Raw genomic sequence first — 230 nt, 5'->3', positions numbered from 1 at the left:
CTCTATCTACCCGTCGAGGTCGACGGTGCGCTGTTCTCGATCGGTGATACCCATGCCGCCCAGGGCGACGGCGAAGTCTGCGGCACGGCGATCGAGAGCCAGATGAACGTCGAAGCGACGATCGAGCTCGTCAAGGACGCCAAGCTGCAGACGCCGCGCTTCACCACAACCGAACCGGTGACCCGCCATCTCGACGGCGCCGGCTACGAAGTCACGACAGGCATCGGCCC

At 65.2% G+C, this 230-nt stretch carries 1 protein-coding gene; it reads left to right on the top strand.

What is annotated here, in order from left to right; all coding sequences use genetic code 11:
• Window positions 1-230 (top strand): acetamidase/formamidase family protein (locus tag AF337_RS31990; protein WP_193393681.1); only part of this gene is annotated, 230 nt, incomplete at both ends.

Source organism: Rhizobium ecuadorense (assembly GCF_001187535.1).
Classification (GTDB): Bacteria; Pseudomonadota; Alphaproteobacteria; order Rhizobiales; family Rhizobiaceae; genus Rhizobium; species Rhizobium ecuadorense.
The sequence above is the reverse complement of the archived record's forward strand: the minus strand, read 5'-3'. Positions and strand labels throughout refer to the sequence as shown.